Below are 23779 nucleotides of genomic sequence, written 5' to 3' on the forward strand. Positions count from 1 at the left end.
CGCTCCACCAGCAGCGGCAGCGTCTCCGACGCCGTCACCAGCTCCCGCAGCGGATAGTGGGCCAGGACCGCGTCCACTTCCGGCGTCAACGCGGCGGCCAGTCGGGCCGCTGCCGGGCGGGTCTCGTCGCGCAGGGCGGCGACGGCGGCGCGCAGGACCTGCCGTTTGCCTTTCTTGGGGACGTCGGCGGCCGCCCGTTCGTACAGCCGGGCGCCCTCCTCCAGGACGAGTTCGGTGTCCATGCCCGCGGGGATCTTGATCTGGGCGTGGTGCCGCCAGGTGGTGACGGGATCGCCCCAGGCCTGAACGGTGTACGTCCAGCGGCCGGGCGCGTCGGCGCTGACGGTGGCTCCCCAGCGGTCGGTGCCGGGCGCCAGTTCGCGCATCGGCGTCCAGGGGCCCGGCCGGCCTTCCGGATCCGTCAGGACGACGTTGGCGGCGACGGCGTCGTGCCCCTCGCGGAAGACGGTGGCCGAGACCACGAAGGTCTCGCCCACGACGGCCTTGGCGGGCCTGCGTCCGCGCTGGACGACCGGGCGGACGTCCAGGACGGGTATGCGCCCGATGCCGGTGGCGGTGTCGCCCGCGGAGGGTGGCTCCGGGGCCGGCGGACCGTCGTCGACCGGGCGCACGGGTACTGCTTCGGTGCTCGGTGTCGGGGGTGCTGACGAGTGGTGCGTGGCGGGCATGACCGCTCCTGTCCGCGTCAACGTTGGGTGGGCGGATGGCTGTGGGGAGGTGGGTCCTGCGTGGTGTCCCTGTGGTGTTTCTCAGGGGCGTACCGGAGGAGCCTTCCCACCCTATTCGGGTGGGCAATCCGGCACTTTGTTAACTACTCACGCGTATGTCTGCACACAGGACCGGCCCCGTTCTGGCCGAACGGGGCCGGTGCGGGAGTCAGCCCCGGTCAGCGCGGTACCCGCAGCAGTTTGTTCGGAGATCCAAGGCCCCGGCCGGAGACTTTTCCGGACCCCGCCATGTCGACAAGTGCCTTCCCCACCTGGGCCGGAGTGGCCTTTCGATGGTCCGCGAGATAGAGCGCGGCCGCGCCCGCCGCGTGCGGCGACGCCATCGACGTACCGGACGAGGTGGCGGTGGCGGTGTTGCTCGCGATGGCGGTCGACGTGACCGACACACCTGGCGCGAACAGGTCGAGGGCCGAGCCGTAGTTGGAGAAGCCCGCCCTGACGTCCTTCCTGTCACTCGCGCCGACCGTGATCGCCTGCCGTACGCCCGCCGGGGAGTACAGGGAGGCGGGCCGGCCGTCGTTGCCGGCGGCGATCGTGTACGTCACGCCGGACGCGATGGACGTGCGTACGGCGGCGTCCAGCTGGGCGTTGCGGTAGCCGCCCAGGCTGAGGTTGGCGACCGCGGGTTTCTTCGCGTTCCTGGTCACCCAGTCGATGCCGGCGATGACCCGGGCGGTGGTGCCGGCGCCCGCGTTGTCGAGGACGCGTACGGCGACCACCTTGGCCTTCTTGGCCACGCCGTACTTGGTGCCGGCGACCGTGCCGGCGACATGGGTGCCGTGGCCGTTGCCGTCGCCCGCGCTCTTGTCGCCGCCGACGAAGTCCCAGCCATGGCTCGCCCGGCCGCCGAAGTCCTTGTGGCCGGTCCGGATGCCGGTGTCGATCACGTAGACCGTGACGCCCGCCCCCGCGGAGTCCGGCCAGGTGTAGCTCTTGTCCAGCGGCAGGTTCGGCTGGTCGATGCGGTCCAGGCCCCAGGACGGCGGGTTCTTCTGGACGTGGTCCAGGGTCACCCGGGTGTCCTGGACGACCGAGGCGACGCGCGGGTCGGCCGCGAGCAGCTTGGCCTGTCTCTCGTCGGCCCTGATCGCGTAGCCGTTCATCACCGTGCCGTAGGTGTGGCTGATTTCCGCCCCGTACTTCTCGGCTATGCCCTTTCCGGCCGCCGACGGGGCCTTCGTTCCCCCCTCGAGTGTCACCAGGTAACTTCCGCCGACGGAACCGGGTTGTCCGGCACCGAGTATCCGCCCCTCCGGTACGGCGTGCGCGGGCAGGGTGATGGCCGAAAGCGCCGCGGCACAGGTCACCGCGGTCAGGCCCCCCGCCACGCGCAGACGCCGTGTTCGCGTCCGTGCCATGGCTCTGTACCCCCTCCTCAACTCGGCGTACGACAGCCGGGGTCACCGCGTGCGCGGCTCCTCGGGCCGGTACGCCACTTGGCAGCCTGTCGTGCGGTGTGAAGTACGACAAGGGCGCCTACGGGGGCGGAATCGGCCAAATCGGGTCAGGAGTCATAGAGTGCGGCCAGAACGTGCCCGCGCCCGCCGGCAGGCGCCGTGGTTACGGAGGCCCCGTGCCCGATACCTTCGAAGCTGCCGACGGACGCACACCGCCGTGCGTCCTCTTCCTCACGCCCGCTTGAGGTGGAATGTGAAGGCGATCCGTCGATTCACCGTCCGACCCGTGCTCCCCGACCCCCTCCGGCCGCTGAGCGACCTCGCGCGCAATCTGCGCTGGTCCTGGCATGCGGAGACCCGCGATCTCTTCCAGTCCGTCGACCCCGAGCGCTGGGCCGCCTCGGGCGGCGACCCGGTACGGCTGCTCGGCAGTGTGCGCCCCGAGCGGCTCGCCGAGCTCGCCGAGGACCGCCGCTTCCTGCGCCGGCTCACCGCGGCCGCCGACGATCTGAACGACTATGTGACCGGCGCCCGCTGGTACCAGACCCAGACGGCCGAACTGCCCGCCGCCGTCGCCTACTTCTCGCCCGAGTTCGGTGTCACGGCCGCCCTGCCCCAGTACTCCGGCGGCCTCGGCATCCTCGCCGGCGACCATCTGAAGGCGGCCAGCGACCTCGGCGTACCGCTGGTCGGCGTCGGGCTGCTCTACCGGCACGGCTACTTCCGCCAGTCCCTGTCCCGGGACGGCTGGCAGCAGGAGCACTATCCGGTGCTCGACCCGAACGAGCTGCCCGTCGCCCTGCTCAAGGAGCCCGACGGCACCCCCGCCCAGGTCTTGCTCGCCCTGCCCGGCGGCAAGCAGCTGCGCGCCCGGATCTGGCTGGCCCAGGTCGGCCGGGTCCCGCTGCTGATGCTGGACTCGGACGTCGAGGAGAACGCCCTCGGCGAACGCGGGGTGACCGACCGGCTGTACGGCGGTGGCAGCGAGCACCGGCTGCTCCAGGAGATGCTCCTCGGCATAGGGGGTGTCCGGGCCGTGCGGACGTACTGCCGGCTCACCGGGCACCCCGAGCCCGAGGTGTTCCACACCAACGAGGGGCACGCCGGCTTCCTCGGCCTGGAGCGGATCGCCGAACTCTGCGCGCAGGGACTGGACTTCGACTCCGCCCTCGAAGCGGTCCGGGCCGGGACCGTCTTCACCACGCACACCCCCGTCCCGGCCGGCATAGACCGCTTCGACCGCGAGCTGGTCGCCCACCACTTCGGCCCCGACGCCGAACTCCCCGGCATCGACGTCGGACGCGTCCTGCAACTGGGCATGGAGACCTACCCGGGAGGCGAACCCAACCTCTTCAACATGGCCGTGATGGGCCTGCGCCTCGCCCAGCGCGCCAACGGCGTCTCCCTGCTGCACGGCAGGGTCAGCCGGGAGATGTTCTCGGGACTGTGGCCGGGATTCGACGCCGAGGAGGTGCCGATCACCTCCGTGACCAACGGGGTGCACGCCCCGACCTGGGTCGCCCCGGAGGTCTTCCGGCTGGGTGCCCGGCAGATCGGCGCGCAGCGCACCGAGGACGCCATGACCGTCGGCGGCTCGGAGCGCTGGGACGCGGTCGCGGACATCGCCGACCAGGACATCTGGGAGCTGCGGCGGAACCTGCGCGAGCAGCTGGTGACCGAGGTGCGGGAGCGGCTGCGGGCCTCCTGGCGGCAACGCGGGGCCGGTACCGCCGAGCTGGGCTGGATCGACGGGGTGCTCGACCCGGACGTCCTCACCATCGGGTTCGCGCGGCGCGTCCCCTCGTACAAGCGGCTGACGCTGATGCTGCGCGACCGCGACCGGCTGATGGATCTGCTGCTGCACCCGGAGCGGCCGATCCAGATCGTGGTCGCGGGCAAGGCGCACCCGGCGGACGACGGCGGGAAGCGGCTGGTGCAGGAGCTGGTGCGGTTCGCGGACGACCCAAGGGTGCGGCACCGGATCGTGTTCCTGCCGGACTACGGCATGGGGATGGCGCAGAAGCTCTACCCCGGCTGCGACATCTGGCTGAACAACCCGCTCCGGCCGCTGGAGGCCTGCGGGACCAGCGGGATGAAGGCCGCGCTCAACGGCTGCCTCAACCTCTCCGTCCTGGACGGCTGGTGGGACGAGTGGTTCCAGCCCGACTTCGGCTGGTCGATCCCCACCGCCGACGGCGTCGGCACCGATCCCGACCGGCGCGACGACATAGAGGCCGACGCGCTCTACGACCTGCTGGAACAGCGGGTCACCCCGCGCTTCTACGAGCGCGGGCAGGGCGGGCTGCCCGACCGCTGGATCGAGATGGTCCGCCAGACCCTCACCCTGCTCGGCCCGAAGGTGCTGGCCGGCCGCATGGTCCGCGAGTACGTGGAGCGGCTCTACGCCCCGGCCGCCCACGCCCACCGCACGATGGCCCCCGAGGCCGCCCGTGAACTGGCGGAGTGGAAGTCCCGGCTGCGCTCGGCCTGGCACGGCGTGACCGTCGACCACGTCGAGACCACCGCCGCCACCGCCACCGCCGAACTCGGCACCACCCTCGGGCTGAGGGTGCACGTCGGCCTCGGCGGCCTCGCCCCCGAGGACGTCGAGGTGCAGGCGGTCTCCGGCCGGGTGGACGGGGAGGACCGCATCACCGACGCCACGACCGTCCCGCTGAAGGCGGCGGGCGGCCCGGACCCGGAGGGACGGTGGGTGTACGAGGGCCCGCTGTCCCTGGACCGCACGGGGCCGTACGGCTACACGGTCCGCGTCCTTCCCGCGCACCGGCTGCTGGCTTCCGGGGCGGAGCTGGGGCTGGTGGCGCTGCCGGCGGAGGACGTGGTGGAGGCGGCGGGGGTGCTGATGAGGTGAGGCGGCGGGAGTGCTGAGGGGGTGAGGCGGCGGGTGTGGTGTTGCGGCGGCTGTGCGTGGGTCGGCTCAGATCTTCTCCAGCGGCGCGCACAGCCGCCGCAACACCGCCCCGCACCGCCGGGCGTACGCGTGCTGCAACCCCCGGGTCGCCGGGCCGCCCGCTCGGGCGTACCACTTGGCGCCCTTGCTGAACGCGGAGATCGTCAGCCAGACCGTGCCGTCGCCGGTGCGGTCCACGACGAAGGACTCCTCGCCGCACTCCGGGTGACCGGTCAGCGTGCCGTACGCCCAGCCGGCGCGGCGGGGTTCCTCGACCGTCCAGACCACGCGGCACGGGGCCTTGATCAGTCCGGCGAGGGTCACGGTGACGTCGACCTCGGGGGCGGCGCGGTCCGCGCCGGCGTCGATACCGACGCCCAGCTCGCGGTGCATCTCCCAGGTCAGGACCGCCTCGGAGGCTCTGCGGAAGACCTCTTCGCCCTCACCGATACGGGCGCGTACATGCAGGGGGTGGAAGCCGGGCGGGCAGAAGCCGTCCCGCCGGGTGGCGCCGACATCGTCGTACGTGAAGGACATGAGTACCAAGAGTAGGGCGGCCCCCGGGAATGCCTTCGTCCCGGGGGCCGCGCGTCTCACCCCGCCGTGAGGCCTATGGGAACGTGAGCTTCCAGCTGTTGATGTAGCCGGTGTCCCGGGCCGCGTTGTCCTGGACCCTCAACTGCCACGTCCCGTTGGCCACCTCGGAGGAGGCGTTCACCGTGTACGTGGTGTTGAGGTTGTCCGCGCTGCCACCGGTGCCGTACGCCTTCAGGGTGTACGCCGTGCCGTCGGGCGCGACCAGCTGCACCTGGAGGTCACCGACGTAGGTGTGGACGATGTCGACCGCCACCGCCAGGTTCGACGGCGCGTTGCCCGTCCGCCCGGACACGGTGAGCGACGAGGTGACCGCCGCTCCGTTGTCCGGAATCGATACGTCGGTGGCGTTCTCGAAGGCGGTGCCGCCACCGCCCCCGCCGCCACCGTCGGAGCGGGCGCCGACCGCGACGCCCGCCCAGGCGTCCTGCACGGCCTTGTACTCGGCGCTCGTCGTGCCGTACAGCTCACCGGTCGCCGCGAGGGTGCCGGTGCGGGCCGCCGCGTAGTTGGTGGTCGAGGTGAACTTCGTGGTCAGCGCGCGGAACCAGATCTTCTCCGCCTTGTCCCGGCCGATGCCGGTGACCGCAAGGCCGTCCGCGGTGGGCGAGTTGTAGCTGACCCCGTTGATGGTCTTGCTGCCGCTGCCCTCGCTCAGCAGGTAGAAGAAGTGGTTCGCGGGGCCCGAGGAGTAGTGCACGTCGACCGAGCCGATCCCGGAGTACCAGTTGTCGTACGACGAGCCGTCCTGGCTCGGCTTGTCCATGTAGCGCAGCGGCGTGCCGTCGCCGTTGATGTTGATCTCCTCGCCGATGAGGTAGTCACCGACGTCGGAGGCGTTGTTGGCGTAGAACTCGACGGTCGAGCCGAAGATGTCGGAGGTCGCCTCGTTGAGACCGCCGGACTCGCCGCTGTAGTTGAGCCCCGCCGTGTTGGAGGTGAGCCCGTGGGTCATCTCGTGCGCGGCCACGTCGATCGAGGTCAGCGGGTTGGCGTTGCCCGAGCCGTCGCCGTACGTCATGCAGAAGCAGCTGTCGGACCAGAAGGCGTTGACGTAGTTGTTGCCGTAGTGGACCCGGGAGTAGGCGCCGACGCCGTCACCGCGGATGCCGCTGCGGCCGTGCACGTTCTTGTAGTAGTCCCAGGTCAGCGCGGCCCCGTAGTGCGCGTCCGCGGCCGCCGACTCCAGGTTCGACGGGGTGCCGTTGCCCCAGATGTCGTCCGGGCCGGAGAACAGGGTGCCGGTGCCCGAGGTGCCGCGGTTGAGGTTGTACGTCTTGTGGCCGCCGCGGGCGCCGTCGGTGAGGTTGAACGTCGTCCCGGACTGCGTGGTGCCGAGGGTGACCTGACCGCTGTACACCGTGTTGCCGGTGCCGGTCTCGATGGCCTCCCACTCGTACAGCTTCGCGCCGGTCGTCGCGTCCGTGACGACGTGCAGCTCCTGCGGGGTGCCGTCGTGCTGGAAGCCGCCCACGACCGTCTCGTAGGCGAGGGCCGGCTTGCCGTCGGCCGCCCAGATCACCTTGCGCGGGGCGCGGTTGACCTCGGGGCTCTTGGCGTCCTCGGCTTTCGCCGCGGCGAGGGCCTGGGTCCTGGCCTTGGTGGCGGACAGCTTGGCCGTCGTGGTCGCCGGCTTGATGGCGGCCCGGGTGGCCTTGACGACGGTGTCGGTCGCGTCGGCCTTGGTGCTCTCCACGACCAGATCACCACCCAGGACGGGCAGGCCGTCGTAGGTGCGCTCGTAGCGGGTGTGGACCGTGCCGTTGCCGTCCTTGAGGACGTCACGAACGACCAGCTTCTCCTTGGCGCCCAGGCCGAGTTCGTCGGCGGTCTCCGCCTTGGCGGACTCGGCCGTGCGGAGCAGCGCGGCGCGCTGGGCGGGGGTGAGTTTGACCGACTCCGCGCCCGGTATCACCTTTCCCGCGGCCGACGGTGCCTTCTCCGGGGCTGCGGTGGCGGCGCCCGACTGGACGGCCGCGGCGATCAGGGCGGAGACGCCGACGAGGGCCACGGCGGCGACCCTGCGACGAGGGGTGGTGCGGGTGGGGGAGGTGCTGGTGTGGGAGGTGCGTCTGTGGGAGGAACTGTCTCTCAACACTGACTCCTTCTGCGTGGCCGCGGGTCGCACGGCCAGGGGAGACCGGTCGGCGGGTGGGCCGTCCGGGCAGAACAGGGCGGTGCGTGGAACCACGTGCGGCCGCGTCACACGGATGTGCTGTGGGGTTGCTGTGCAGCGGCCGTGGGAAGAGTCGCAGGAGAGGGCGGTTTCTGTCAGGAGCGCGTCAGGAAGTTGGCCGGAAATGGTTCGTTCTCCGGGAGTTCATGTTCGGTATACGGACTGAACGGACCGAACAGACTGAACGGTCAGATCGAGGTCTCGGTCGAGGCCGACCGGTCCCCGTGCCACGACCCCCACAGCGCCGCGTACGCCCCGTCCGCCGCCACCAGTTCGTCGTGCGTGCCGAGTTCGGTCAGCAGGCCGTCCTCCATCACCGCCACCCGGTCCGCGTCGTGGGCGGTGTGCAGCCGGTGGGCGATGGCGATGACCGTGCGGCCTTCCAGTACGGCGGCCAGGGCCCGCTCGGTGTGGCGGGCGGTGGTCGGGTCGAGCAGGGCCGTGGCCTCGTCGAGGATCAGGGTGTGCGGGTCGGCCAGGACGACCCGGGCGAGGGCGAGTTGCTGGGCCTGGGAGCCGTCCGTACGGCAACCGCCCTCGCCGAGCGTCGTGGTGAGGCCCTCCGGCAGCTCCCGTACCCAGGTGCCCGCGCCGACCGCCTCCAGCGCGGCCCACAGGTCCTCGTCCGTCGCGGTGGGTTCGGCGATGAGGAGGTTGTCGCGGACCGTGCCGAGGAAGACGTGGTGCTCCTGGGTGACCAGGACGACCTGGCGGCGCAGCTGTTCGGGGCCGAGGCCGACGACGGGCACCCCGCCGACCGTCACCGTGCCGGTGCCGGGCGCGTCCACGCCCGCCAGCAGCCGGCTCAGGGTGGTCTTGCCGGCGCCGGAGGGCCCGACGACCGCGAGCCGTTCCCCGGGGCGCACGGTCAGGTCGACGCCGCGCAGTACCTCGCCGCCCCGGTCGTAGGCGTAGCGCACGCCGGTGACCTCGATCAGGTCGTCCGCCGGGACGGGGGCGTCGGCCGCGTCGGCCCGCGGGGCCCGGGCCAGCCCCTCCACGCGGGCGAACGAGGCGCCGCTGCTCTGCAGTTGCTCCACCCGGACCAGGATCTGGTCGAGGGGCTCGCTCATCTGCCGCAGATACAGCGCCGCAGCCACCACCGCGCCCAGGCTCATCACGCCGTCCGCGTGCAGCATCCCGCCGATCACCAGCACCCCGGCCACCGGGATCAGGTACGACACCTCCACCGCCGGGAAGAACACCGTGCGCAGGTAGAGGGTGTGCAGGCGGGTGCGCCGGGACGTCTCCAGGGCCTCCCGGCTCGCCCTGATCCGCCGCTCCTCCAGGCGGAGCGCCTCGACCGTGCGCGCGCCCGACGCGGTCGCCGCGACGACCTCGGCGACCTCGGAGTTGGCCGCGCCCTCCGCCAGATAGCCGTCCCGCGCCCGGCGCAGATACCAGCGCAGGGCGAACCAGATCGGCGTCAGGCCCAGCACGCCGAACGCACCGAGCAGCGGGTCGATCACGAACACCGCGACCAGCGCGAACAGGAACTGCACGCCGTTGATGAGCAGTTCGGGGCCGGCGTCGCGCAGTGTCGTGCCGACGGTGGCCACGTCGGCCGTGCCGCGCGCGGTCAGGTCGCCGGTGCCGGCCCGCTCCACCACCGACGCCGGCAGCGCCAGCGTCCGGTCCACGAACTCCTCGCGCACCCGCGCCAGCGTCCGCTCCCCGAACCGGTGCCCGACGTACCGCGCCCACCGGGCCAGCAGCAACTCCGCCACCGCGCACACCAGCAGGGCCAGCGCCAGCCGGTCCACGGCCGACACCCCGTCCCCGCCCCGCACCTCGTCGATGATCCGCCCCAGCAGCCACGGTCCGGCCAGCCCGGCGACGGCGGCCAGCGCGTTCAGCGCGAGCGTGGCCGCGAAGGCCCGCCGGTCGGCCTTCACCAGCCGCACGGAGGCCCGCCGCACGTCGGCGGGTTCGGCGACGGGCAGCTGCCCGGAAGAGGTCGTCGAGCCGGTCACCGTACGGCCTCCTCGGCATCTGCGGTGTCTGTGATCTCGGTGTCTGTGATCTCGGTGTCTCGCGCCACCAGCGCCCGGTATCCCGGCTCCCGCTCCAGCAGCTCGCGGTGGCTGCCGGTGGCCGCGACCTTGCCGTCGACCAGGTGGAGCACGGTGTCCGCGCGGTCCAGCACCAGCGGGGAGGTGGTGGTGACGACCGTCGTACGGCCCTCTCGCGCGGCCCCCAGCCGCTCGGCCACCCGCGCCTCGGTGTGGGCGTCCAGCGCCGAGGTCGGCTCGACGGCGAGCAGCACCTCGGGGTCGGCGACCAGTGCCCGCACCAGCCGCACGCGCTGCCGCTGGCCGCCGGAGAGGTTGCGGCCCTGCGCGTCGATCGCCGAGTCGAGCCCGTCCGGCAGGCCCTGCACGATGTCGTCGGCGACGGCGGTGTGCACGGCCCGCGCGATGCGCTCCTCGTCGCCATCGCCATCGGCGTCGCCGCCGACCAGCTCGCGCAGGGTGCCGGCGAACAGGTCGGCCTCGTGGTCGGCGACCAGGATCCGCCGTCTGACCTGCGCCAGCGCGATCTCGTCGAGCGGCACCCCGCCCCAGGTCGCCGCCGAGGGGACGTAGCGGCCCAGACGGTCGAGCACGACCGCGCTGTCGGCGGGGCGGGCGCAGGCCAGCGCGGTCAGCCGCCCCGGCAGCACCCGCACGCCCGACTCGGGGTCGTGCAGCACCGAGGGCTCCGCGGGCGCGTCCCGGGTGCCGGCGTCCTCCATCGGCTCCAGACGCAGGAACCGTACGACCCGCCGGGCCGCCACCAGACCCCGGCTGATCTGGTAGCCGCACTCAACCCAGAACGCCACCGGTCCCACCAGGACCGCCACATAGCCGTACACCGACACCAACTCGCCGATGGTGATGGCGCCTTGGGCGGCGAGCCGGGCCGCCAGCCAGGTCACGACGGCCATGAACAGCGTCGGCAGTCCCACCCCGAGCGCCTGCACCCAGCTGGTCACCGCGCCGACCCGGTAGCCCTGCGACCGCAGCCGCTGCGAGTCCCGGTGGAAGGCGTCCGCGAACAGCCCTTTGCCGCCCAGGCCGTTGAGGACCCGCAGCCCGCCCGCGAGGTCGGCGATCCGGGCGGTCAGCACGCCCTGCCGCTCCCGGTACTCCGTCTCGGTGCCCTGCAGGCGGGTGAGCAGCGGCCCGACCAGCAGGACGATCACCGGGATCCCGAGCAGCACCACCACGGCGATGAGCGTCGAGACCGACAGCAGCAGCCCGGCGACCACCAGATAGGCGACGACCGCGCCGACCCCGGGCCCGACGACGGTCAGGGACTGGCTGATCGTCTGCACGTCGCCCACGCCGATCGTGACGACCTCACCGGCCCCCGCCCGCCGGGACAGCGCGGCACCCAGCCGGACCGCCTGCCCGACGACGACCTTGACCGTGCGGAAGTTGGCGTCCATCCGCACCCGGGTCATCGTGCGGTGCCGCATGATGCTCAGCCAGGCGTTGAACGCCCCCACCGCGAACAGCGCGACACTCCAGCCGACCAGCGCGCCCATGTCGCCCGGCTCGAGGCCTTCGTCGATCGCCCGGGCCATCAGGTACGGCGTCGCCGCCAGCAGCACCATCCAGGTACTGCCCAGCAGCGCCCCGGCGGCGGCCCGGCCCGGCTGGCACCTCACCAGCCACCACAGATACCGGCCGCCGCCGCGGCAGTCGGGCGTGCCGGGATCCTCGTACGCGTCGATCATGTGCAGGTGTCTCCCTGGCTGGTGTCTCCCTGACCGGTCACGCCAGGCTGTCCCGCCACGCCCGGTGCAGATCCGCGAACCGGCCTGTGCCCGCGACGAGTTCGTCCGGACTGCCGTCCTCGACGATCCGCCCGTGCTCCATGACCAGCACCCGGTCCGCGATCTCCACGGTCGACAGCCGGTGCGCGATGACCACGGCCGTACGCCCCTTCAGCACCGTCGCCATCGCGAGCTGCACCGCCCGCTCGCCCGGGACGTCGAGCGAGCTGGTCGCCTCGTCGAGGATCAGCACCGCCGGGTCGGCGAGCAACGCCCGGGCGAACGCGACGAGTTGGCGCTGTCCGGCGGAGATACGGCCGCCCCGCTTGCGGACGTCCGTGTCGTAGCCGTCGGGCAGCGCGGTGACGAAGTCGTGCGCGCCGATCGCCTTCGCGGCCTCCTCGATCTCCTCACGGGTGGCGTCCGGCCGTCCGATCGCGATGTTCTCGGCGACCGTGCCGGAGAACAGGAACGCCTCCTGCGTCACCATGACCACCCCGCGCCGCAGCTCGGGCACGGCGAGGTCGCGCAGGTCGACGCCGTCGAGCAGGACCCGCCCGTCGGAGGGGTCGTAGAAGCGGGCGAGCAGCTTGGCCAGGGTCGACTTGCCCGCGCCGGTCGAGCCGACGACCGCGACCGTCTGCCCTGCGGGGAGCGTCAGATCGAAGCGGGGGAGGACCTCGCCGCCGGTGCGGTAGGCGAAGCGGACCCCGTCGAAGACGACCTCGCGGCCGGGGTGTTCGGACTTGAGGGGCGGGAGCTCCTTGGGTGCCGACGGTTCGGGCACGGACGGGGTCTGGGCGAGCAGCCCGGCGATCTTCTCCAGGGAGGCCGCCGCCGACTGGTAGGAGTTCAGGAACATCCCTAGCCGGTCGATGGGGTCGTACAGCCGCCGCAGATACAGCACCGCGGCCGCCAGCACCCCCAGCTCCAGCGAGCCGTCCGCCACCCGGTGCGCGCCCCACAGCACGATGACGGCGACCGCCGTGTTGGCGACCAGCCGGGAGCCGACCACATAGCGGGCCATCTCCAGGAGCGCGTCACCGTTGGTCCGCTCGTGCCGGGTGTTCAGCACCCCGAAGTCGCCGTCGTTGACCGCCTCCCGGCGGAAGGCGCGCACCGGCCGGATGCCGTTCATCGTCTCGACGAACTTCACGATCACGGCCGCGATGGCCGTCGACCGCGCCCGGTACACCCGCCCCGCGCGGCGCCGGTAGAGCCGGATGAGCAGATACAGCGGCACGAAGGACGCCACCGCCACCGCGCCGAGCCCCAGGTCCAGCCAGAGCAGCAGCGCCGAGATGTAGACGAAGGACAGGACGACCCCGACCAGCTCCTGCAGACCCTCGTCGAGCAGCTCGCGCAGGGACTCCACGTCCGTGGTGGAGCGGGAGATGAGCCGGCCCGAGGTGTAGCGCTCGTGGAAGTCGACGCTCAGCGCCTGCGCGTGGCGGAAGATACGGCCGCGCAGGTCGAGCAGTACGTCCTGGTTGACGCGGGCGGCGGCGACCACGAACGCCGACTGCAGGGCGCCGGAGGCGAGCGCGCACAGCAGATAGCCGACGCCGACCGCGACCAGCGGGCCGTTGTCGTGGTCGCGGAACGCGGGGACGGCGCTGTCGATGGCGTACGCCACCAGCAGCGGGCCCGCCTGCATGGCCGCCTGCTGGAGCAGCAGCAGGAGCGTCGTGAAGGCGACGCGGGCCTTCATCGGGGCGAGCAGGGAGCGCAGCAGGGCGGCGGTGGCGCCCGGGGGAGTGGGCAGGACGTCGCGGTCGAAGGCGTCGTCCTGGCGAGCGGTCTCGTCGGCGGGCTGGTGCTCCGTGCCCGGTGCCGTGGTCGTGGTCGTGGGCGCCGGAGCCGTCATCGGGCTGCCTCCTCAGTCGTGCCGCTGGGGGTCCCGGCCATCAGATGGGCGTACTCGGCGTTCGTGCGCAGCAGTTCCTGGTGCGTGCCGACGGCGGCGATCCGGCCGCCGGAGAGCAGGGCGACGCGGTCGGCGAGCAGGACCGTCGACGGGCGGTGCGCCACGATCAGCCCCGTGGTCCGATCGAGGACGTCCCGCAGCGCGGCCTCGACGGCGGCCTCGGTGTGCACGTCCAGCGCGGACAGCGGATCGTCCAGCACCAGGAACCGGGGCCGGCCCACCACGGCTCTGGCCAGCGCCAGCCGCTGCCGCTGGCCGCCCGAGAGACTGAGCCCCTGCTCGCCCACCTGGGTGGCCGTGCCCTGCGGCAACGCGTACACGAAGTCGGCCTGCGCCACGGCCAGCGCCCGCTCCAACTCGTCCCGCCCCGCGTCCCCTTGAGCCCCCATCAGTACGTTGTCCCCCACTCCGGCGGAGAACAGGGTCGGCTCCTCGAAGGCGACGGCCACCTTGGACCGCAGCTCCTCCCGGGACATCGCGGTGATGTCCTCACCGTCCAGCGTGATCCGCCCGGACGTCACCTCGTGCAGGCGCGGCACGAGCGCGGTGAGCGTGGTCTTGCCGCTCCCGGTGGCACCGACGAGGGCCATGGACTCGCCGGGGCGGATGTGGAGGTCTATGCGGTCGAGGACGGGCGGTGAGTCTTCGGGGGCGTCGGGGTAGCGGAACGACACGTCCTGGAAGCGAAGTCCGCTGTCCTCGGCCCGCGGTGCGGCGGCTGTCGCCCGCGACTCGGGCTTCTCGTCCATCACCTCGAAGTACCGCTCGGTCGCCGTCGCCGCCTCCTGACTCATCGCCAGCAGGAAGCCGATGGACTCCACCGGCCACCGCAGCGCGAGTGCCGTCGACAGAAAGGCCACCAGTGTCCCCGCCGACAGATCCCCGTCGGCCACCTGGACCGCCCCCAGCACCAGCGCCACCCCGATCGCCACCTCCGGCAGCGTCACGATGACGCCCCAGATCGTCGCCAGCAGCCCGGCCTTGCGCAGCTCCGTCCCCCGCAACGTCCGCGACAGCGCCCGGAACGCCCGCGCCTGACTCCGGTGCCGCCCGAACCCCTTGGTGATCCGGATGCCGAGCACGCTCTCCTCGACGACCGTCGTCAGATCGCCGACCTGGTCCTGGGCCCGCCGCGCCACCTTGGTGTACCGCGTCTCGAAGACCACGCAGGTCACGATCACCGGGATCGCCGGACCGAGGACGACCAGCCCGAGCGACCAGTCCTGGATCAGCATGATCACCACGCCGACGACGATCGTCACGCCGTTGACCAGCAGGAACGTCAGCGGAAACGCGAGGAACATGCGCAGCAGCATCAGGTCCGTCGTGGCCCGGGACAGCAGCTGTCCCGACGCCCACCGGTCGTGGAAGGCCACCGGCAGCCGCTGGAGATGCCGGTACAGATCGGCCCGCATCCCCGCCTCGACCGCCGCGAGCGGCCGCGCCACCAGCCACCGCCGCAGCCCGAACAGCAGCGCCTCCGCGAGCCCGAGCAGCAGCAGGTACAGCGCCCCGAGCCACACCCCCGCGGAGTCCCGGTCGGCGACCGGCCCGTCCACCATCCACTTCAGCACCAGCGGAATCACCAGCCCCGCGCACGAGGCGAGCACCGCGACGAACGCGGCGGTCAACAGCCGCCTCCGCACGGGCCGGACGTACGGCCACAACCGCAGCAGCGCGCGTACGGCCGACCGGCCGACGGGTTTTCCGGGGTCCTTGGTGGTTACAGGTGTCGTCGCCATCAGCACGGAGCCTACGGATCGGCACTGACAACGCCCACCGAGTTTTGGCCGGACCAGGATCGGCCGCTGGTCCTACGACCTGCGTGTTCGAGGGGTCGTACAACGAAGGTCTGGGGGTCGTACGACGGCCGATGTACGGGCCGCCTGTCCGTCTGCCGCGACGCTGGATGCCATGTCCTCGGCGTCTCCCTTGCCGTCGAGGAGGGCGAGGCATCCGCACGAACGGCGGCACCGTCCTCCTCGTCACCCACTTCGTGACTCCACCCACGCGTGAACGCGCGGGCTTCCTGTGTCGGTGGCTAGGCCACGTCACAGAGGGCCAGCCCGGCCCTGTTGAGGATGTTCAGGGCGGCGACGTGGTCCGCGTTGGCGGTCATCTGGCACGCCGTGCACTGGAACTTCGCTTGGGTGGCGCGGTTCTCCTTCGCGACGTGCCCGCAGGACGGGCAGGTGCGGGAGGTGTTGCGGGGGTCCACCGCGACGACGGTCCGACCGGCGCTTTCAGCCTTGTTGGCGAGGATCGCGAGGAACACCACCCAACCCGCGTCGAGGATGCTGCGGTTGAGGCCGGCCTTCGAGGTCCGCTGGTTCGGGAGGTAGACGCCTTCCCGCTCCGGGGCGGGCTTGGGGGCCGGGGCGCGGGTCATGCCCGCCGTGTTCAGTTCCTCGTGTGCGATCGCGTCATGGTCGCGCACGAGAATGCGGGCGGTCTTGTGCGCGTGGTCCAGGCGCTGGCGCCGGATCTTCGCGTGGATCTGGGCGACCTTCCGCGCGGCGGCGCGGTGGGCCTTCGTACGTCGCTTGGTCCGCTGGGGGAATGTCGACAGGTGCCTCTGGGCCTCGGCCAGGTCCTCGGCCGCCGCCTGAAGGAAGCGCGGATTGGCAATGTGCTCGCCGTCCGACGTGGTCAGGAAGTGCGTGACGCCCATGTCGATGCCCACGACCGCACCCATGAGGGGCAGTTCCTCGGTGGGGACTTCGTCGCAGGCGAGGACCACGTACCAGCGGGTGCCCTCCCGCTTCACCGAGACCGTTCTGACCCGGCCGCTCATCGGCCGGTGCTGGTGTACCCGCACATGCCCGACGCCCTGGAGGCGGACCCGGGTGCGGGAATCGTGCGGGGTGGAGTCCCAGCGGCAGCCGTCGCCGTCCTTAGGGAAGGTGACGGTGTCGAAGTGCCCGACGCCCTTGAAGCGCGGGTACCCGGGTGCCTGGTCGGCCTTTACGCGGCGGAAGAACGCCTGGAACGCCTTGTCCAGGCGGCGCAGCGTCGCCTGTTGGGAGGAGAACGACCAGCGGCCTTGCCGCTCGGGGTCGTACGCCCGGATCTCGCGGAGCTGGGCCGACTGGCCGCCGTAGCGCACGGTCGTCTTCGATACGTGCCGGTAGGCGTCCCGGCGCTCCTGCAACGCGCCGTTGTACAGGGAGCAGTGATCCTGCAGCATCTCCGTCAGGGCCCGCTCCTGGCGGACGGTAGGACGCAGGAGGAACTTGTACGCGCGGATCACGTGCCGTCCTCCCGGTTCTTCTCCCTGGGGCGTTCCCACTGGGTGTCGATGTACCGCCGCACCGTCGCGGACGAGACCGCGCCGACGGAGGCCTCGAAGCGAGGTGGAGCCCTTGAACTGGTTCGCCACGAACGACTGAACTGGTTCGGCGCGAACGACGGGGAGTCCTTCGGATCGTGCTTGACGAACACGTGGACGTAGTCGGTCATCACCTCCAGCGCCACGATCTCCCCCCGCTCGTCGGCCTTCTGCCGGATCAGCTCGTCCGGACGTTCCGCGACCCGGCCGCCGAGGACCGGGCGGCGGTACTTCGGGCAACACACCACGTGCAGCCCGAGGTCGTACACGCCGCCGACGAACCGGCGAACCCTCCTGGTCGCGGTCACTCGATTCCCCCTCCAACGAAAGTCGCAGGCCCCTCGAAAGGACCGCTGATGGAGTGGCAAGTGCAGGTACAGCGGCGTACGAGCAAGATCCCGTGCGAATGGGGCAGTGGGACATCCTCGGTCTGGCGGCACTCGCGGTGGAGGCCCTTGTAGTCCGGCCGCTGTGCGACCGCACACTCAGCGGACATGGTTGACGTGTCGACAGTGAGCGCGGTCACCGCGCGGTCAATTCAGCCCGGTGCCGAGAGCACCGACAGGGTGGATACGCGATCACGTCGTCCTGGAGGCGCTCGGGATCCCCGGTGCCGACCTCGTAGCGGTGGACGAGATCCGTCCGCCGCCCATCCCGGTCGATCTTGTACACCTCGATGGTCATCATGAACGCCCCGCTTCCTCGTCCCGCTCGTGGGTTACACAATGGCGCCGGAATGTCGCCTTGTGTGACGACGTTAGGGGCGTCATTCGGGGGTTATTTAGGGCGACATTCCGGCGTCATTCCCGGTACCGTTGATCTCATGGCAACCCCGAACAGCACACTCCGGGCGGTCCGCATGGGGCTGCTCATGTCACAGGACGAATTCGCCCGCGCGGTCCGTGAGGCCGGGCATCGCACGGGCCAGCCCAACGACGCCTCCAAGCGCCTCGTGCAGCGGTGGGAGTCCGGCGAGACGGCCGCACCCAGGCCGGTCTACGCCCGAGCCCTGGAGGTCGTCACCGGCCTGCCGATCGACTCCCTGGGCTTCGCCGCCTCGGTACAGGCGCGAGTCGCCGACGACGGCCACGGCGGTCATGATCTCGTGGACAGCCCGACCGGCGTCCCCGTGGCCAACGGCGCCCCGGCGCCCCAGATGGCCCCGCGCGGGAACTACTCCGGCGTCTGGTTGTCGACCTACGAGTACTTCAGCTCCGGCCGCGACGCGTCGTTCACCGGCAAGCACTACATGGTGCTGCTCCAGCACGGCAACCGGCTCACGGCCCGCAGCCTGCCGAACGCGTCGCTCAACCCGGACAGCCCGCTGACCCTTGATCTCCAGATCGACGGCGCCACGGTCACCGGCACGTGGACCGAGCAGACCGCGTCCGAGGGCTACTACCGGGGAGCGCGCTACTTCGGGGCGCTCCAGATGCTGGCCGAACCCACAGGCCGCCGGATGGCCGGGAAATGGGTCGGCTTCGGCAAGGACTTCGACGTCAACACCGGCCCGTGGGAGCTGCGTCTCATGGACGCCGACACCGGCAAGGCGACCTTGGCCAAGTACGACCGGCCGCCGGAGGAATGAGCCGCACTTGGGGCACCTTGATCAGGTAACGGTTCCCCCACCATGGAATCTCGCGAAGCCGAGAGCTTGGGGGAGGGGTGGCGGAGGGCTGAACCCCTTCACGCCCCCACCCTCAGCAACAACACCGCACGCGCCGGCACCGTGATCACCGCCCCCGCCCGGTGTTCGACCCCGGGCGCCTCCCCCTGCTCCTCCCTCGACGTGTCCACCACCACCTCGTACCGCTCCGCCCACGGCGGCCCCGGCAGCGTGAAGCTCGCGGGCCGGTCCCCGGCGTGCAGGACGGCGAGGAAGCTGTCGTCGAGGATCGGGGCGCCGCGCTCGTCGCGGCCGGGGATGTCCCGGCCGGAGAGGTACATGCCGAGGGTGGCGGCGGGGGCGTACCAGTCCCGTTCCGTCATCTCCGTGCCGCGTGCCGTGAACCAGGCCAGGTCCCGCAGACCGTCCGCCGAGTGCGCCCGCCCGGAGAAGAAGGCGCGGCGGCGGAGCACGGGGTGGCGGTGGCGCAGGTCGATCAGGCGGGCGGTGAGCTCGAACAGTTGCTTCCAGCCGGGGTCCTCCAGCAGGCTCCAGTCGACCCAGCTGATCTCGTTGTCCTGGCAGTACGCGTTGTTGTTGCCGCGCTGGGTGCGGCCCAGCTCGTCGCCCGCGACCAGCATCGGCACGCCCGTCGACAGCAACAGGGTCGTCAGCAGGTTCCGCAACTGGCGGCGCCGCAAAGCCCGTACGCGCTCGTCGTCCGTCTCCCCCTCCGCCCCGCAGTTCCACGACCGGTTGTCGTCCGTCCCGTCCCGGTTGCCCTCGCCGTTGGCCTCGTTGTGCTTGCGTTCGTACGAGACGAGGTCCCGCAGCGTGAAACCGTCGTGCGCGGTGATGAAGTTGACCGAGGCGTAGGGCCGGCGCCCGCCCCAGGCGTACAGGTCGCTCGACCCCGACAGGCGGTAGCCCAGGTCGCGTACGTCTGGCAGCGCACCCCGCCAGAAGTCCCGTACGGCGTTGCGATAGCGGTCGTTCCACTCCGTCCACAGGGGCGGGAAGGCCCCGACCTGATAGCCCCCGGAGCCGACGTCCCACGGCTCGGCGATCAGCTTCACCCGCCGCAGCACCGGGTCCTGCGCGATCACGGCCAGGAACGGCGACAGCATGTCGACGTCGTGCATCGAGCGGGCCAGCGCGGCTGCCAGGTCGAAGCGGAAGCCGTCCACGCCCATCTCGGTCACCCAGTAGCGCAGCGAGTCGGTGATGAGCCTGAGGACGTGCGGCTGCACCACGTGCAGGGTGTTGCCGCAGCCCGTGTAGTCGGCGTACCGGCGGGCGTCCGACTGGAGGCGGTAGTAGCCGCGGTTGTCGATGCCCTTCAGGGACAGGGTCGGGCCGAGCTCGCCCGCCTCCGCCGTGTGGTTGTAGACCACGTCGAGGATGACCTCGATGCCGGCCTCGTGCAGCGCGTGGACCATGCGCTTGAACTCGCCGACCTGCTGTCCCGTCGTACCGGAGGCGGCGTAGGACGCGTGCGGCGCGAAGTAGCCGATCGAGTTGTAGCCCCAGTAGTTCTTGAGGCCCTTGCGCAGCAGATGGTCCTCGTGCGCGAACTGGTGGACCGGCAGCAGCTCGACGGCCGTGACGCCCAGCTTCACCAGGTGCTCGATCGCCGCTGGATGCGCCAGTCCGGCGTACGTGCCCCGCAGCTCCTCGGGGATGCCCGGGTGCAGCTGCGTGAAGCCCCGTACGTGCACCTCGTAGATCACCGAGTCCGCCCACGGCGTCTTGGGCCGGTGGTCGTCCATCCATTCGTCGTCGGGGCCGTCGTCGTGGACCACAACACCCTTCGGGACGTACGGCGCCGAGTCCCGGTCGTCGCGTACGGTGTCGGCGACCTGCTGCTGGGGCCAGTCGCGAACGTGCCCGTACACCTCCGGCGGGAGACTGAAGTCGCCGTCCACCGCGCGGGCGTACGGGTCCAGGAGCAGCTTCGCCGGGTTCCAGCGGCCGCCGGTCCACGGGTCCCAGCGGCCCTGCACCCGGTAGCCGTAGCGCTGGCCGGGCATCACGCCCGGCACGAAGCCGTGCCAGATCTCATGGGTCAGCTCGGTCAGCCGGGCCCGTGTCTCCTTGCCCGCCTCGTCGAACAGGCAGAGCTCGACCGCCTCCGCCCCGCCCGCCCACAGCGCGAAGTTGGTGCCCGCCACCCCGTCCGGGCCGACCCGGAACCGGGCGCCCAGCGGCGTGGGCGCCCCCGGCCGCACGGGCACGGCCGGCGGTGGCGCGGTGCGGCGCGCGCCGTTGACGACGGCGGCGGTGCGACCGTCCTCGGCCACCGCCTCCTGCTCGGCTGCGCTGGACACCTGTCAGCCTCCCACGGCTCGTGGAACGACGTGGGAAAGGGCAGGTGACGTCCCGGCCACGGCACCCCCTCGCGTCGTTCTCCCCACTGTTCTGCCCAGAGCTGCGGTCGCACTCACGTTTCCCCGAAGCAGGCGCCGTCGTTGGGCACGCCGTGAGGCACGTAACTGGGCGCGCACGGCGCGTGGGGGTCGCACTGGCCACCGTACTGACATGGGCAGGACTGCTGGCCGGGGCCACCGGCTGCACTACCGACGGCAGGGGCGCCGTCGACATCGGCGGGCTCGGCAAACCCCCGGCACCGAAGGACATCATCAGGATCACGCCCGACGACGGCACCAAGGGGGTACGGCCCGAGGAGAAACTCCGGGTACGGGTGCCCGAGGGACGACTGGAGTCGGTCAAGGTCGTCCGGTCCCAGGACGCCCAGGAGTCCCCGGTGCCCGGGCATCTCTCCGAGGACGGCCTGAGCTGGGAACCCGACGACGAGAAGCTCGCACTGGCCGCCAAGTACACGATCGACGCGGTCGCCCTGGACGGCCGCGGCCGCCGTTCGGCGCGCCACACCACCTTCACGACGCACGTCCCCGACGAGCGCTTCATCGGATACGTCACCCCGGAGAACCGCTCCACCGTCGGCACCGGAATGATCGTCTCCCTGGAGTTCAACCGGGAGATCGAGCACCGCGCGGCCGTCGAACGGGCGGTCCACGTCACCGCGAATCCACCCGTCGAGATCCGCCCGCACTGGTTCGGCAACGGCCGCCTGGACTTCCGCCCCGAGCAGTACTGGAAGCCCGGCACCCAGGTCACGGTCAGCCTGCGGCTCAGGGACGTCGAAGGAGCCCCCGGCGTCTACGGCCTCCAGTACAAGACCTTCTCCTTCACCATCGGCCGCAGCCAGGTCTCCCTGGTCGACGCGGCCGAGCACACCATGGAGGTCCGGCGGGACGGCGACCTGCTGGCCACCGTGCCGATCACGGCCGGCGCCCCGAAGACCACGACGTACAACGGCAGGATGGTCGTCACCGAGATGCTCGAGGTGACCCGGATGAACGGCGCCACGGTCGGCTTCAAGAAGAAGAACGGCAAGGGCGAGTACGACATCCCGGACGTCCCGCACGCCATGCGCCTGACCGACTCCGGCACCTTCCTGCACGGCAACTACTGGGCGCCGGACGCCTTCGGCCGGGTCAATGTCAGCCACGGCTGCGTGGGCCTCAGGGACGTGAAGGGCGGCGGTTCGGACACGCCCGCGGGCTGGTTCTTCGACCGCAGCCTCATCGGGGACGTCGTCGAGGTCGTCCACAGCAATGACAAAAAGGTCGCTCCCGACAACGGGCTCGGAGGGTGGAACATGGGCTGGAAGGAGTGGAAGGCGGGCAGTGCGCTGAAGTGACCCGACAGGGGGGCGGGTTGCTCCAACGTTCCGTTGAAGTCGGTACGGAACAGTGACAATCAGGAGCCGCATGTGCTCCTGACCTTGTGGTTACTATGCGCCGGTGCGCGTGGTGGTACGCGCGGGGGAGCGGGGGCCGGAACAGGCCCCGCGAGGGGAGAAGAGTTGAACGTGCAACCGATACCGGGGGCGTCGGTTGACGCGCGGGGGCGACGCGGCCGGGGGTTGCCGGCGCTGATACTCGGCGTCCTGCTGCTGGCCGTCACCGCGTGCGGCGGGGGCGGCGGCTCCGACTCGGGGGGCGGGTCCGGGTCCGGGAACGGGAACGGGACGAACAACGACAAGAGCTCGTCCCAGGCGGAGACCAAGCAGTCGCAGGCCGTCGTCTCCATAGCCCCGAAGGACGGCGCCAAGTCCGTCGACACCAGCGGCGCCCTCAAGGTCAGCGCCGCCAAGGGCGAGTTGACCCAGGTCGAGGTCAAGGACGCCAAGGGCGCCGAGATAGCCGGGAAGATCACCGGCAACGGTGCCACCTGGACGCCGTCCACGCATCTCGCCGCCGCCACCAAGTACACGGTGCACGCGGTCGCGAAGGACTCCGAGGGCCGCGAGGCCGCCGAGGACTCCAGCTTCACCACCCTGACGCCCGAGAACACGTTCGTCGGCAGTTTCACCCCCGAGGACGGCTCGAAGGTCGGCGTCGGAATGCCGTTCTCCGTCCGCTTCACCCGGGGCATCACCAACCCGGCCGACGTCGAGAACGCCATCAGCATCAAGACCGAGCCGGCCGTCGAGGTCGAGGGCCACTGGTTCGGCAACGACCGCCTGGACTTCCGCCCCGAGGAGTACTGGAAGGAAGGCACCAAGGTCACCGTCGACCTCAACCTCGACGGCGTCGAGGGCCGGGACGGCGTCTATGGCAAGCAGGACAAGACCATCTCCTTCACCATCGGCCGCAACCAGGTCTCCGTGGTCGACGTCAAGAAGCTCACGATGAAGGTCATGCAGGACGGCAAGGTCGTCAAGACCATCCCGGTCACCACCGGCAAGCCCGGCATGGAGACCTGGAACGGCCAGATGGTCATCAGCGAGCGGCTCACGGTGACCCGTATGAACGGCGCGACGGTCGGCTACACCGACGCCGACGGCAAGGGCGAGTACGACATCAAGGACGTCCCGCACGCCATGCGCCTGACCACCTCCGGCACCTTCATCCACGGCAACTACTGGGGCGGCGGCGCCTTCGGCAACTACAACGCCAGCCACGGCTGCATCGGCCTGCGCGACGTGCGCGGCGGCTACGACAGCGGGGTGCCGGCGGCCTGGTTCTTCAACCACTCGATGATCGGTGACGTGGTGACCGTCAAGAACTCCAACGACGCGACGGTCGCGCCCGACAACGGGTTCAACGGCTGGAACATGTCGTGGGAGAAGTGGAAGGCGTAGGGCTTCCCGTAGGGGTACGGCCCTGGTGTGAGGTACGGCACCGGGGTCGTGTCGTTAATGCCCGTACTGTGTCTGCCTGGGGGACAACCGTTCCTTTGGACTGAGCGGGAGTGAGCCCGTTCAGCCGCACGCCCCGAACGGTCTTGGGCGCACTGGTCCCC

The 23779-nt window shown here is 71.2% G+C and carries 16 protein-coding genes; 4 read left to right on the forward strand and 12 right to left on the reverse strand.

The window, feature by feature from the left end; translation table 11 throughout:
- Nucleotides 1-689: maltotransferase domain-containing protein (locus AC5P09_RS46810; RefSeq protein WP_493879785.1), on the reverse strand; the 689-nt coding region annotated here is incomplete at its 3' end.
- A gap of 218 nt (nt 690-907) precedes the next feature.
- Nucleotides 908-2107 carry a S8 family peptidase gene (locus AC5P09_RS46815; RefSeq protein ID WP_493879786.1) on the reverse strand — a complete coding sequence of 400 codons (1200 nt, stop codon included), beginning with the start codon at nt 2105-2107 and terminating at the stop codon, nt 908-910.
- Between the two features lie 292 nt (nt 2108-2399).
- On the opposite strand from AC5P09_RS46815, the gene AC5P09_RS46820 reads away from it, so the two are divergent.
- Nucleotides 2400-5018: a glycosyltransferase family 1 protein gene (locus AC5P09_RS46820; protein ID WP_493879787.1), complete on the forward strand. Its 2619-nt coding sequence runs from the start codon at nt 2400-2402 to the stop codon at nt 5016-5018.
- A gap of 66 nt (nt 5019-5084) precedes the next feature.
- Here AC5P09_RS46820 and AC5P09_RS46825 read toward each other — a convergent pair whose 3' ends face one another.
- The 9 genes from AC5P09_RS46825 to AC5P09_RS46865 form a co-directional block, all read right to left on the reverse strand.
- The gene (locus AC5P09_RS46825) at nt 5085-5594 is read right to left on the reverse strand and encodes a DUF1990 domain-containing protein (RefSeq protein ID WP_493879788.1); all 510 of its coding nucleotides are present in this window, start codon (nt 5592-5594) and stop codon (nt 5085-5087) included.
- 73 nt (nt 5595-5667) lie between these two features.
- On the reverse strand, nt 5668-7746 hold the full coding sequence (locus tag AC5P09_RS46830) for a M4 family metallopeptidase (protein ID WP_493879789.1): 2079 nt from the start codon (nt 7744-7746) through the stop codon (nt 5668-5670).
- A 269-nt stretch (nt 7747-8015) separates the two neighbouring features.
- The gene (locus AC5P09_RS46835; RefSeq protein ID WP_493879790.1) at nt 8016-9800 is read right to left on the reverse strand and encodes an ABC transporter ATP-binding protein; all 1785 of its coding nucleotides are present in this window, start codon (nt 9798-9800) and stop codon (nt 8016-8018) included.
- On the reverse strand, nt 9797-11548 hold the full coding sequence (locus tag AC5P09_RS46840) for an ABC transporter ATP-binding protein (RefSeq protein WP_493879791.1): 1752 nt from the start codon (nt 11546-11548) through the stop codon (nt 9797-9799). Before AC5P09_RS46840 ends, AC5P09_RS46835 begins: the two co-directional genes overlap by 4 nt.
- 37 nt (nt 11549-11585) lie before the next feature.
- A complete protein-coding gene (locus AC5P09_RS46845; protein WP_493879792.1) occupies nt 11586-13454 on the reverse strand; it encodes an ABC transporter ATP-binding protein in 1869 nt (622 codons plus the stop codon).
- A complete protein-coding gene (locus AC5P09_RS46850) occupies nt 13451-15256 on the reverse strand; it encodes an ABC transporter ATP-binding protein (RefSeq protein WP_493879793.1) in 1806 nt (601 codons plus the stop codon). The genes AC5P09_RS46845 and AC5P09_RS46850 overlap by 4 nt, the downstream gene beginning before the upstream one ends.
- Before the next feature lie 299 nt (nt 15257-15555).
- Nucleotides 15556-16764 (reverse strand): RNA-guided endonuclease InsQ/TnpB family protein, encoded by a 1209-nt coding sequence (locus AC5P09_RS46855; RefSeq protein WP_493879794.1) that lies wholly within the window; start codon nt 16762-16764, stop codon nt 15556-15558.
- On the reverse strand, nt 16761-17150 hold the full coding sequence (gene tnpA / locus AC5P09_RS46860; protein WP_493879795.1) for an IS200/IS605 family transposase: 390 nt from the start codon (nt 17148-17150) through the stop codon (nt 16761-16763). The genes AC5P09_RS46855 and tnpA overlap by 4 nt, the downstream gene beginning before the upstream one ends.
- A 214-nt stretch (nt 17151-17364) precedes the next feature.
- On the reverse strand, nt 17365-17529 hold the full coding sequence (locus AC5P09_RS46865) for a hypothetical protein (RefSeq protein WP_493879796.1): 165 nt from the start codon (nt 17527-17529) through the stop codon (nt 17365-17367).
- Between the two features lie 136 nt (nt 17530-17665).
- Here AC5P09_RS46865 and AC5P09_RS46870 point away from each other — a divergent pair, with 136 nt between their 5' ends.
- Nucleotides 17666-18430 carry a helix-turn-helix domain-containing protein gene (locus tag AC5P09_RS46870; protein ID WP_493879797.1) on the forward strand — a complete coding sequence of 255 codons (765 nt, stop codon included), beginning with the start codon at nt 17666-17668 and terminating at the stop codon, nt 18428-18430.
- Between the two features lie 98 nt (nt 18431-18528).
- Here the strand turns inward: AC5P09_RS46870 and glgX are convergent, their stop codons facing one another.
- On the reverse strand, nt 18529-20775 hold the full coding sequence (glgX, locus tag AC5P09_RS46875) for a glycogen debranching protein GlgX (protein WP_493879798.1): 2247 nt from the start codon (nt 20773-20775) through the stop codon (nt 18529-18531).
- Nucleotides 20776-20927: 152 nt separating this feature from the next.
- Between glgX and AC5P09_RS46880 the strand changes: the two genes are divergently transcribed.
- Together AC5P09_RS46880 and AC5P09_RS46885 are read left to right on the forward strand one after the other, a co-directional pair.
- Entirely contained in the window at nt 20928-22172 is a 1245-nt protein-coding gene (locus tag AC5P09_RS46880) for a L,D-transpeptidase (RefSeq protein WP_493879799.1), read from the forward strand.
- A gap of 165 nt (nt 22173-22337) precedes the next feature.
- Nucleotides 22338-23618 (forward strand): L,D-transpeptidase, encoded by a 1281-nt coding sequence (locus AC5P09_RS46885; protein WP_493879800.1) that lies wholly within the window; start codon nt 22338-22340, stop codon nt 23616-23618.
- The last annotated feature ends 161 nt before the right edge of the window (nt 23619-23779 follow it).

The sequence above is a fragment of the Streptomyces sp. a15 genome (assembly GCF_059026085.1).

Bases quoted from the DNA above. Each gene is read 5' to 3' on its own strand.
- AC5P09_RS46870 (WP_493879797.1), top strand. From the start codon at position 17,666: ATGGCAACCCCGAACAGCACACTCCGGGCGGTCCGCATGGGGCTGCTC.
- AC5P09_RS46815 (WP_493879786.1), bottom strand. From the start codon at position 2,107: ATGGCACGGACGCGAACACGGCGTCTGCGCGTGGCGGGGGGCCTGACC.
- AC5P09_RS46825 (WP_493879788.1), bottom strand. From the start codon at position 5,594: ATGTCCTTCACGTACGACGATGTCGGCGCCACCCGGCGGGACGGCTTC.
- AC5P09_RS46850 (WP_493879793.1), bottom strand. From the start codon at position 15,256: ATGGCGACGACACCTGTAACCACCAAGGACCCCGGAAAACCCGTCGGC.
- AC5P09_RS46840 (WP_493879791.1), bottom strand. From the start codon at position 11,548: ATGATCGACGCGTACGAGGATCCCGGCACGCCCGACTGCCGCGGCGGC.
- AC5P09_RS46845 (WP_493879792.1), bottom strand. From the start codon at position 13,454: ATGACGGCTCCGGCGCCCACGACCACGACCACGGCACCGGGCACGGAG.
- AC5P09_RS46865 (WP_493879796.1), bottom strand. From the start codon at position 17,529: ATGATGACCATCGAGGTGTACAAGATCGACCGGGATGGGCGGCGGACG.